9 protein-coding genes and 1 pseudogene are annotated in these 10,316 nt (G+C 72.6%); 2 read left to right on the top strand and 8 right to left on the bottom strand.

Features of this window, described 5'->3' with window-relative positions:
- From SZN_RS31845 to SZN_RS31820, 6 genes are all read right to left on the bottom strand, one after another.
- The coding region (locus SZN_RS31845; protein ID WP_007503134.1) for a HAMP domain-containing protein at positions 1–801 on the bottom strand (801 nt) is incomplete at its 3' end.
- A 352-nt stretch (positions 802–1,153) separates the two neighbouring features.
- Positions 1,154–1,660 (bottom strand): GNAT family N-acetyltransferase, encoded by a 507-nt coding sequence (locus tag SZN_RS31840; RefSeq protein ID WP_007503131.1) that lies wholly within the window; start codon positions 1,658–1,660, stop codon positions 1,154–1,156.
- A 200-nt stretch (positions 1,661–1,860) separates the two neighbouring features.
- Positions 1,861–2,697 carry a carbohydrate ABC transporter permease gene (locus tag SZN_RS31835; protein WP_007503129.1) on the bottom strand — a complete coding sequence of 279 codons (837 nt, stop codon included), beginning with the start codon at positions 2,695–2,697 and terminating at the stop codon, positions 1,861–1,863.
- Positions 2,694–3,674 (bottom strand): carbohydrate ABC transporter permease, encoded by a 981-nt coding sequence (locus SZN_RS31830; RefSeq protein ID WP_007503128.1) that lies wholly within the window; start codon positions 3,672–3,674, stop codon positions 2,694–2,696. Before SZN_RS31830 ends, SZN_RS31835 begins: the two co-directional genes overlap by 4 nt.
- Before the next feature lie 2 nt (positions 3,675–3,676).
- Positions 3,677–4,978, bottom strand: a complete 1,302-nt coding sequence (locus SZN_RS31825) for an ABC transporter substrate-binding protein (RefSeq protein ID WP_007503126.1) — start codon at positions 4,976–4,978, stop codon at positions 3,677–3,679.
- Positions 4,975–6,288 (bottom strand): aminotransferase class V-fold PLP-dependent enzyme, encoded by a 1,314-nt coding sequence (locus SZN_RS31820; protein ID WP_007503124.1) that lies wholly within the window; start codon positions 6,286–6,288, stop codon positions 4,975–4,977. Before SZN_RS31820 ends, SZN_RS31825 begins: the two co-directional genes overlap by 4 nt.
- 311 nt (positions 6,289–6,599) lie before the next feature.
- On the opposite strand from SZN_RS31820, the gene SZN_RS31815 reads away from it, so the two are divergent.
- On the top strand, positions 6,600–7,316 hold the full coding sequence (locus SZN_RS31815) for a FadR/GntR family transcriptional regulator (RefSeq protein ID WP_007503121.1): 717 nt from the start codon (positions 6,600–6,602) through the stop codon (positions 7,314–7,316).
- Positions 7,317–7,482: 166 nt separating this feature from the next.
- On the opposite strand, the gene SZN_RS31810 is transcribed toward SZN_RS31815, so the two are convergent.
- Positions 7,483–8,145: a TetR/AcrR family transcriptional regulator gene (locus SZN_RS31810; protein ID WP_007503120.1), complete on the bottom strand. Its 663-nt coding sequence runs from the start codon at positions 8,143–8,145 to the stop codon at positions 7,483–7,485.
- Positions 8,146–8,221: 76 nt separating this feature from the next.
- On the opposite strand from SZN_RS31810, the gene SZN_RS31805 reads away from it, so the two are divergent.
- Positions 8,222–9,730, top strand: coding sequence for a monooxygenase (locus tag SZN_RS31805; RefSeq protein ID WP_007503119.1), 1,509 nt, complete (start codon positions 8,222–8,224; stop codon positions 9,728–9,730).
- Positions 9,731–9,775: 45 nt separating this feature from the next.
- On the opposite strand, the pseudogene SZN_RS31800 reads toward SZN_RS31805, so the two are convergent.
- Positions 9,776–10,316, bottom strand: a pseudogene (locus SZN_RS31800) (TetR/AcrR family transcriptional regulator); the annotation flags it as partial.

Genomic DNA, 10,316 nt, shown 5'->3' with positions numbered 1-10,316 from the left:
GGCCTGTCCGCCGAGGCGGCCCTCGGTGCCGACCTCGCGGGCGACGCGGGTGACCTCGTCGGCGAACGCGGAGAGCTGGTCGACCATCGTGTTGATGGTGTTCTTCAGCTGGAGGATCTCGCCGCGGGCGTCCACGGTGATCTTCTGGGAGAGGTCGCCCTGCGCGACGGCGGTGGTCACCTGGGCGACGTTGCGGACCTGGGCGGTGAGGTTGCCCGCCATGAAGTTGACGGAGTCGGTGAGGTCGCGCCAGACACCGCCGACGCCGGGCACCTGGGCCTGTCCGCCGAGGCGGCCCTCGCTGCCGACCTCGCGGGCGACGCGGGTGACCTCGTCGGCGAACGCGGACAGCTGGTCGACCATCGTGTTGACGGTCTCCTTGAGCTGGAGGATCTCGCCGCGCGCGGGGACGTCGACCTTCTGCGACAGGTCGCCCTTGGCGACCGCCGTGGCCACCTGGGCGATGTCCCGCACCTGGGTGGTGAGGTTGCCCGCCATGGCGTTGACCGAGTCGGTCAGATCGGCCCAGGTGCCCGAGACGCCCGGCACCTCCGCCTGACCGCCCAGCGTGCCCTCGGTGCCCACCTCGCGCGCCACCCGCGTGACTTCGGAGGTGAACACGGACAACTGGTCCACCATGCCGTTGAAGACGGTGGCGATGTCCCCGAGCAGGCCCTCACCGTCGGAGGGCAGCCGGGTCCCGAAGTCGCCGTCCCGGACGGCGGTCAGCCCGGCCAGCAGCCGCCGCAGCTCCTGCTCGCCCTGGGCGCCCTCGGCGGCCTCGATCGTCCTGCTCGTCATGCGCACCCTCGTTCCGCTCCCCAAGAGCCCTCGCGCCGAGGACTCGGAACCGCGCCGGGGCCCTTGGTGAGAGCCCCCTCACCGCCCCGTTTCCGCTGTTCACGGCTTGGGTCTGATGAGAAGATCCGGTGAAGGTTAACTCAGTTGTCGTGCGGCAACAAAAGCCCGGTACGAAGGTTTCGGCCGAACCCGGAATCCGCGGCCGGAACCGCATGACCGCCGACCACAAGGGTAGTTGTCCACGTTCGGCGACGGGCGGGGAGGGGACCCTCGCGGCGGTGGCGGACACCGCGGTGCGGGACCGCGCGCGGCCCGAGCCGCACGGCGGGGCCGCGGGCCGGACGCGGCCGGGTCAGATGCCGAACGGGGCGGCGTACCGGACGGTTCCGGCGGGCAGCGGCCGGTCCGGGTCCAGGGTCAGCGCCATCAGGGCCTCGTCGGGCACGTCGATCGCCAGCCCGATGCCGTGCGCCGAGGCGCGGGTGAAGCCGAAGCGGGGGTAGTAGGCCGGGTGCCCCAGGACGACGACATGGGCCTCGCCCATCCGCCCGGCCGCCGCCAGAGCGGCCCGCACGGCGGCGGACCCGGCGCCCTCGCCCTGGTGCTCGGGCCGTACGGCACACGGGGCCAGGGCGAGGGCGGGCGCCTCGCCGACGTGGCAGCGGGTCAGCAGCGCGTACCCCGCGGGCCGGCCCGAGGCGTCGGCGCAGACGACGGACAGGCCCTCGATCCAGGACGCGTCGGCGCGCAGCGCGTCGACGAGGTCCGCCTCCGCCGCGGTGCCGAACGCGGCCAGGTTGATCTCACGGACGGCGGGGATGTCGGCGCCGGTCTCGGCGCGGGTGGTCCAGGTGTGCATGAGGCAAGTGTCGCGCCGCGCGGTGGCGAGCGTGCGGGCGCCTCGCGCGGGCTCGCGTTCCCGGCGGCGGACAGAGGAGCCGCACGAACCCCGCGCACCCCGGTGCGGTGACCGGGAGGGTCCGCCGGCTCGCCGACCGGCCACCGCACCTTCGGCGGCCCGCGGGCACGGCTCGCCCCTCCGCCCGCCGTGCCCCCGGCTCAGCCCTTCACCGCCCCCGACGTGAGCCCCTGCACGATGTGCCGGCTCGCGAAGGCGAACAGGAGCATCGTCGGCAGGATGGTCAGCACGGCGGCGGCCGACATCGAGCCCCAGTCGATGTTGAAGCTGGAGATGAAGCCGTTCAGCGCCGTGGGGACCGTCTTGTTGCTGTCGCTGTTCATCAGCGTCACCGACAGGAACAGTTCGTTCCAGCAGTTGACGAAGTTGAAGATGAACGCGGCGATGATGCCCGGCCGCATCACCGGCAGCAGGACCCGGAACAGCGCCGAGAACCGCGACAGGCCGTCGATCATGGCGGCCTCCTCCAGCGCGTCCGGGATGTTCTCGAAGAAGCCGCGCAGCATCACCGTGGAGAAGGGGATGCACACCGCGACGTAGACGAGGATCAGCCCGAACCGGTTGTCGACCAGCCGGAGGTCCGTCATCAGCAGGTACAGCGGGCCCAGCGCGATGAACGACGGGATCATCTGGGTGACCAGCGCCGCCATCAGCAGCGCCGACTTGCTGCGGAACTCGAAGCGGGCCAGCACGTACGCCGACAGCATCGAGATCGCCGTCGCGGTGGCGCCCGCGACCGTCGCGACGACGAGGCTGTTGACGAGGTACGTCCCGAAGTCCGCCTTGCCGAACAGGCCGCTGTAGTTCTCCAGCGACCACTGCTCGGGCCAGTAGGCCAGCGGGAAGCGGAAGATGTCGCCGGGCGCCTTCAGCGAGGTGACCGCGATCCAGTACAGCGGGAACACGGTGAACAGCAGCCACCCGCCCAGGAAGGTGAACTTGACGGCCCGGCCGGCCGCGCTCTCCTTGCCGATCACTGCGTCACCCGCTTCCTCTCACGCGTGGCCAGGAGGAAGAACACCGCGAACACCAGCAGCGCGGCCACCACGAGGAGGCCGAGCGCGGAGGCCCTGCCGTAGTCGCCCTGCTGAGTGATCTTGATCATCCACGTGGTCACGATGTGCGTCTCGTTGTTCGGCCCGCCCCCGGTCATCCCGAAGATCAGATCCGGGAAGTTGAAGATCCAGATCACCCGCAGCAGCACGGTCAGCGCCAGCGTGGTGCGGATGTAGGGGATGGTGACCTGGAACAGGGTGCGCGCCTTGCCCGCGCCGTCCAGCGCCGCCGCCTCGTACAGCTCGTCGGGGATCGACTGGAGCGCCGCGAGGATCATGATCGCGAAGAAGGTGACGCCGTACCAGATGTTGGCGATGAGCACCGCCACCATGGCCGTCTTCGGGTCGGCCAGCCAGGCGATCGGCTCGTCGATCAGACCGGCCTTCTGCAGCAGGTCGTTGACGACGCCGAACTCGCTGTTGAACATCCAGCGGAACAGGATGCCGATGAGGAACCCGGAGATCGCCCACGGGAAGAAGATCAGCGCCTGGTAGAGGCCGCGGAAGCGGAAGCGCCGGCGCAGCCACAGCGCGAGCGCGAAGCCGATGACGAGCTGGGGCACGATCGAACCGACCACCCAGATCGCGCTGTTGGTGAGGACGGTGCCCCACGCCGGGTCCGCGAAGACGTCCCGGAAGTTCTTCAGCCCGACCCAGGAGGTGTCGGTGAGATCGGTCAGCTTCCAGTTGCGGAAGGCCATCTGGCCGCCCGCGACCATCGGGTAGTACGTGAAGACCGCGACGAAGAGGGCGGCCGGCGCCATGAAGGCGGCGATCTGGAGTCCGCGGCGGGTGGTGAACTCCCGCCGCCGGCCCCCGCGGGGGAGACCTCGCCTGCCGGAGGTCCCCCCCTCGCCCTGCGCCGCCGTCTTCGTCTTCGAGGTGGACGCGACGGACATCCCTACTTCTCCTGCTGCCACTTCTCGGTCCAGTACGCGTCCCAGCCCGCGACGAGCTTCTTGGGCGTCGTCTTGCCGAGGATCAGCTGCTGCACCTCCGTGTCCGCCTTCTGCTGCCACTCGGCCCACCAGCTGACCCCGCGGGGCTGGGTGACGACGAGGTACGTGTCCGGCTGCTCGGTCATGGTGACGTAGCTCGACCAGGGCCCGCTCTTGTAGAAGGGGTCGTTCGTCGCGGACTTGAGGATGGGCACCAGGCTGTTCTTCTTGGTGAACGACGTCGACGCCTCGCCCTGCGAGAGGAACTGGACCAGCTTGACGGCCTCGGCCTTGTTCTTGCTGCCCTTGGCGACGCCCCAGCCCGCGGTGGCCAGCGGCTGCACGGTCTTGCCGCCGGGCCCGGCCACCAGCGGCGCGGTGGCCCACTGGTCCTTGGAGATCGACTTGGACTCCGAGACCGTGGCGATCACCTCGGGGTCCTGGAGCAGGAACGCCGTCGAACCGTTGGAGAACGCCTCGACCATCTCCGGATAGCCCCAGGAGACCGACGACTTGGGGGACGCCTGCCGGAACAGCCTGAGGTAGTTCTCCATCGCCGCCTCCGCCTCGGGGGCGGAGAAGATCGTGCGGCCGTTCTTCAGCTTGAAGCCGTTGGCCGGGTCGACCTGGTCCGCGAGGTACGCCTCGATGGCGGCGGTGGCGTTGCTGTTGCCGTTGGCGCCGCCGCGGAAGGCGTAGCCGTAGCGCCGCTGGGCGGGGTCGTGGATCGCGGCGGCCTGCTTCAGCAGCTCCGGCCAGGTGGCCGGCGGCTTGTCGAAGCCCGCCTTCCTGATCAGGTCCGTGCGGTAGAAGAGGCTCAGGCCGTAGAAGCCGTACGGCACGAAGTACGTCCTGCCCTTGGCGTCCTGGGCGGCCTTGACGGCGTTCTCCGTCATGCCCTCCCAGCCCTTCCAGCCGTCGAGGTCCTTCTTCATGTCGTACAGCCAGCCGTTGTTGGACCACGGCCCGACGGTGATGTCCCGGACCTCCAGGACGTCCACTCCGCTGCCGGACTGCAGCATCTGCTGGAGCTTCTGGTCGGCCTGCTCGGTGGGCGGGGAGACCAGGTTGACCTTGATCTTGGGGTTCTGCTTCTCGAAGTCGGCTATGAGGCCCTTGAGCAGATCCGTGCGGGCGGGGTTCGTCAGGCTCTCCACCATGTTGAGGGTGACGGTGCCGCTCGCCCCGGGGCTCATGGTGGAACAGCCGGTCAGGACCATCGCGGCGGCGGTGCCGAGCGCGAGAACTGCCGTCCTTCTTCTCATCGTGCTGACCTCTTCCCTGTGTTCCCGGTGGTCCCGGCGTTCCCTGTGTTCCCGGCGTTCCTGGTGTTCCCGGCACTGCCGGGGCGGCCGGTGTCCTCTCGTGCCCACGCGCCGAGGACGGGCACGCATTCCTCGGCGAAGTACTCGTAGTCGGCGGGGGTGTTGTAGACGTGCGCGGACAGCCGCAGGTAACCGACGCCGCCGAAGCTGGTGAACGCCGCCTCCACGCCCAGCTCCCGGGCCACCCGGTCGCGCAGTCCGTCGGCCTCCAGCCGGTCGGCGGCCAGCCCGTCCGGCAGGCGCACCAGACGCATGCCGGGCACCGGCATCCCGACGTCGACCGCCGTGCCGGAACCGCCCAGCGCGGCGATCGACCCGCCGACGACCCTCGCGCCGTAGTCCGCGAGCGCGTCCATGTAGCGGCGGGCCGTGGACCAGCCCCAGGTGCGCTCGACGAAGTCGAGGGACGCCGGCGCGGCCAGATAGGCGGTCGCGTCCACGGTGCCCTGCTGGTCGAAGCGGTCCGGGAAGGGATCGGCCGCCGCCCAGGAGTCGATGAGCGGGTACAGCAGCTCGCGCAGCGGACCGCGGGCGACCAGCGCCGCCGTGCCGCGCGGCGCGCAGCCCCACTTGTGCAGGTTGCCGGTCCAGGCGTCGTACGTCGCGCCGGCGAGCGGCGCCTCCAGCAGCCCCGGCGCGTGCGCGCCGTCCACGAGGGTGGCGATGCCGCGCCGCGCGGCCTCCGCGCCGATCCGCTCCACCGGCAGCCTGCGCGCGGTCGCCGAGGTGATCTGGTCGACCACGACGAGTTGGGTGGCGTCCCCGAACTCGGCGGTGACGGCGTCGTATGCCTCGTCCTCCCCGGCGTCCAGCGGCACCCGGGCGGTGCGCACCCGGGCACCCCAGCGGCGGGCCAGCCGCTCGGCGCCCATCGTCACGGCCCCGTAGCCGTGGTCGGTGACGACGATCTCCGCGCCGGGGCGCAGGGTGAGGGCGGCGAAGACGACGCTCGCGCCCGCGCTGGCGTTCGGCACCAGGGCCAGATCTCCGGCGTCGACGCGGAGGAAGGCGGCGAGTTCGACGCGGGCGGCGGCGATCCGCGGCGGCAGCGCCGGGAACCACACCACGGGCGAGCGCTCCATCTCGGCGCGCAGCAGTGCCTGCCGCTCCTGCGCCACCAGGGGGACGGCCCCGAAGGAACCGTGGTTGAGGTGCTTGAGGGCAGGATCCAGCGACCACGCCCGCTCGGCGGGCCGTCCGTCGGCCAGCAGCAGGGGGCGCGGTGCGGTGGTCACCTCGGTCTCGCTCACAGGACTCCACATCTGGGCAGGACGGGTCCACGGAAAGGGGGGAGCCCTCCGGGGACACATATGATGACTCGGCATCCTGCACGCCTTTCTTGGCGGAAACAAGGGTCGTACAGTGAAAGTCATCAGATGACTTGCGGGTGACATACGTCCGTCACACCCGGGTCCCGCCCGTGCGGGCATCTCGCGGCGGGCCCGGGTGCCGGGGCGGGCGACGTTCGCGCGACGGGGCGAACGTCGCCCGCCCCGGCACTAAAGTGCCCCGAGGGGCCGCGGCGTGGCCGCAGGCCGTCAGGGGAGGAAGAAGGGGACGGATGTCCGCAGTCGAGAGAGCGTTCCACGGCCTACGGCACATGATCGGCACGGGACGCCTCGGCCCCGGCGAGCGCATTCCGCCCGAGGGTGAACTCTGCGAGGAACTCGGCGTCTCCCGCGGGTCGTTGCGCGAGGCCGTACGGATGCTCGCCGCGCTGGGCGTCATCGAGCCGCGGCACGGCTCGGGCACCTATGTCTCCCAGCTGCGGCCCGAGGACGTGATCGGCAGCCTCTCGCTGACCCTCGAACTCCTTCCGCTCTCGGGCCTGTTGGAGCTCTACGAGATCCGGCGCGTCCTGGAGGCCCATGTGGCGGCCCAGGCGGCGGCCCGCTGCACACCCGGGACGGTGCGCGAACTGCACGCGCTCATCGACGCCATGGAGGCGACGGGCGATCCCGCGAAGGCGTCGGAACTGGACCACCGCTTCCACGCGGAGATCGCGCGCGTCGGGGGCAACCCGACCCTGGCCTCCCTGCTGGCGGTCTTCCGCTCGCGCTCGCGCAAGTACCAGGTCTTCACGCTGCCCGAGGGCCCCGAACTGCGCCGCAAGAGCGACGAGGACCACCGGATCCTCGCGACGGCGATCGCCGACCGCGACCCGGTGGCCGCGGCGGGCGCCGCGCAGGCGCACGTCGCCCAGACCGAGCGGTGGCTGAGGGCGTTCATGCCGCCGGTCGAGGAGGCGGAGGAGGCGGAGGCAGGGGCCGGCGGCTGACCGGGCGGGGTCCCGCCGTCGGCCGGCGACGGCGGCCTCGGCGGCGGCCCTGGTCCGGGCCCCGAACGCCGGGGCGTCCGTGCGGGCGGCCGGGCCACTCTCTTCCCGGGCGGCCGGGACCTGGCCGCCTTCTTCCCGGGCGGCCGGGCCGCGCCCCGGCCGGGCTTCAGCGGCGGGCGCGCAGCCCGTCGACCAGCAGGCCGAGCCCGAACTCGAACAGCGCGGTGAAGTCCGTACTGGACAGTGTGGACAGACCGGCCTGCAGATGCGGATACGTCCCCGCCGCCACCGCCTCGGTGAGCAGGGCGGGGACGTCGGCGCCGCCGTCCGCGGGCTCCAGGGCGGCCTGTTCCTCCAGGGTGTGCCCCACCGTGAAGTTCGCGACCGTGAACAGTGTCCGGGCCGCCTCCTCGTCGGAGAAGCCCGCGCCGCGCAGGACGCCGACGAGCGTGTCGGCGATGCCGAGGGTGTGCGGGCCGGTCGCGTGCGTCCCGGCGAACACCCGCGCGCCGTCGCGATGGGCGAGGAGCGCCGCGCGCAGGGCGCGGGCCAGGGTCCGCAGTTGTCCGCTCCAGTCGCCGTCGTCCGCCGCGGCGGTGGCGTCGGCGACGCCCGCCATCATGCGCTCTGCCATGGCCGTGAGCAGGTCCTGCTTGGTGGCGAAGTAGCGGTAGAGCGCGCCCGCCTTGACGTCCAGGGCCTCGGCGAGCCTGCGCATGGTCAGCGCGTCGAGCCCTGACTGCCGCAGCAGGTCGAGGGCGGTGCGCAGGGTGCGCTCGCGGTCGAGGCGCGGCGGGCGGCCGCGTGCGGGGGTTGACGTCTCGCTCATGGCCCCCACTATAGTGAACGATGTTCACGTGAACACTGTTCACTAATGAGGTTCCCCGATCGAGGAGGACGTCCCGATGAACCCCGACGTGATCGTGGTGGGCGCCGGGCCCACCGGACTGATGCTCGCCTGCGAGCTGGCGCTCGCCGGTGTGCGCACCCGGGTCCTGGAACGGCGCGCCGAGCCGCAGCGCGACTCGCGGGCGCTGACCCTGCATCCGCGCAGCGTGGAGCTGATGGACCAGCGCGGACTGCTCGACCGGTTCCTGCCGCTCGGACGCACCGTGCCGGGCTGGCACTTCGCCCAGCTCCCCACGCAGCTCGACTTCTCCGCGCTGGACTCCCGGCACGGCTACACCCTCTTCCTCGCGCAGGCCCGCACCGAGGCGCTGCTCGCGGAGCGGGCGCGGGAACTGGGCGTGGACATCCTGCGCGGCCACGAGGTCGAGGGCCTGAGCCAGGACGACACCGGCGTCACGACGCGGGTGCGCGGCCCGCGCGGCGCCGAGACCGTGCGCAGCCGCTGGGCCGTCGGCTGCGACGGCGGACGCAGCGTGGTGCGGGAGGCCGCCGGGATCGCCTTCCCGGGCACCGAGGAGACCCTGACCGGGATGCTCGGGGACTTCGCCGCGGCCGGCGCCGATCCCGCGGTGCTCGGCGAGGCGCGCGCCCGGGGTGTCCTGGCCGCTCCGATGGAGGGCGGGGTGACCAGGGTGGTCTTCGTCGATCCGGAGCGGATGCGGGTGCCCTCCCGCGAACCGGTCACCCTGGAGGAGTTCCGCGCCTCCCTGATCCGGCTCTGCGGCTCCGATCTCGGGGTCGCCGAGCCCCGCTGGCTCTCGCGCTTCGGCAACGCCACGCGCCTCGCGGAGCGCTACCGCTCCGGCCGCGTCCTGCTCGCCGGGGACGCCGCACACGTGCACTTCCCCGCGGCGGGCCAGGGACTCAACACCGGGCTCCAGGACGCGGTGAACCTCGGCTGGAAGCTCGCGGCGCGGGTGGCCGGTTGGGCGCCGCCCGGACTCCTCGACAGCTACGACGGGGAGCGCCGCCCGGTCGGCGCCGCCGTCACCGCCAACACCGAGGTGCAGACGCTCCTGATGGAACTGACCCTGGTCCCGCAGTACCGCCGGCCCGCCCAGGCCCTGCGCGCCCTGCTCGACGACCTCCTCGGACTGGGCGAGGTCAACCGCCGTCTCGCCGGGCAGGTCTCCGCACTCGGCGTCGGCTACCCGCCGGCGAGCCCGGACGCCGACCCGCTGGCGGGCCGCCGGATGCCCGACGTCGGGCTGACGGCCGCCGGCTCCCCGGCGACCCGGGTCTACGACCTCCTGCCCGCGGGCCGGTTCGTCCACCTGGACCTCTCCGGCGATCCGGACCCGGCGCCGTCCGCCGGCGGCCGGGACACCCGCCTCACCTCGGTCGCGGTGACGAAGCGGGACGACCACCCCGGCCTGGACGGCGTGACGGAGATCCTCGTACGCCCCGACGGCCACGTGGCCTGGGCCACCCGCGCCACCGACCCGGCCGCCCGCCGGGCCGCGCGGGACACGGCGCTGCGGGCCTGGACCGGCGAGCCCGGCTGAAACCGGCCGCCCACGGCCGCCGTACCGCCGCGCCCGCCCCTCCCCTCAGGGGGTGAGATGCGCCTGCACCCCGGGCGCGTACCGGTCGATCAGGGCGTCGATCGCGGCCCGGCGGACCTCCGCGCCGCGGGCGATGCCGTACATCACGCCCGGACCCAGCAGCGTCGCGACGGCCAACCCGGCGCGCGGGGCCGCGTCCGGGCCGGTGAGCCGGGCCGTCAGCCGGCCGGTCACCTGGGCGCGGAAACCGGCCCGCAGGATGTCGCCCCGCTCGCCGTGCAGGGGCGCGAAGACGATCCGCAGCAGCGGGTCGGCGCCCCGCCCGGACCGGCTGACCAGCACGTGCCGCACCATGTGCGGCCCGAGTCGTGCGACCGGCGCGTCCAGGAGCGCGTCGGCGTCCGTCCCGAAGGGCATGACCCGGGCGAACAGCGTGTCCTTGTTCCCGAAGTACTTCGTTCCCGAAGTACTTCGGGATCAGCGGCGGGCTCACGCCGGCCCGGTCGGCGACCGCCTTGAGCGTGATGTCTGCGTGCGCGTGCCGGGCCGTCCGCCATCTGCCGGCCCGGCAGATGGCGGACGGCCC

Source organism: Streptomyces zinciresistens K42 (assembly GCF_000225525.1).
Classification (GTDB): Bacteria; Actinomycetota; Actinomycetes; order Streptomycetales; family Streptomycetaceae; genus Streptomyces; species Streptomyces zinciresistens.
The sequence above is the reverse complement of the archived record's forward strand: the minus strand, read 5'-3'. Positions and strand labels throughout refer to the sequence as shown.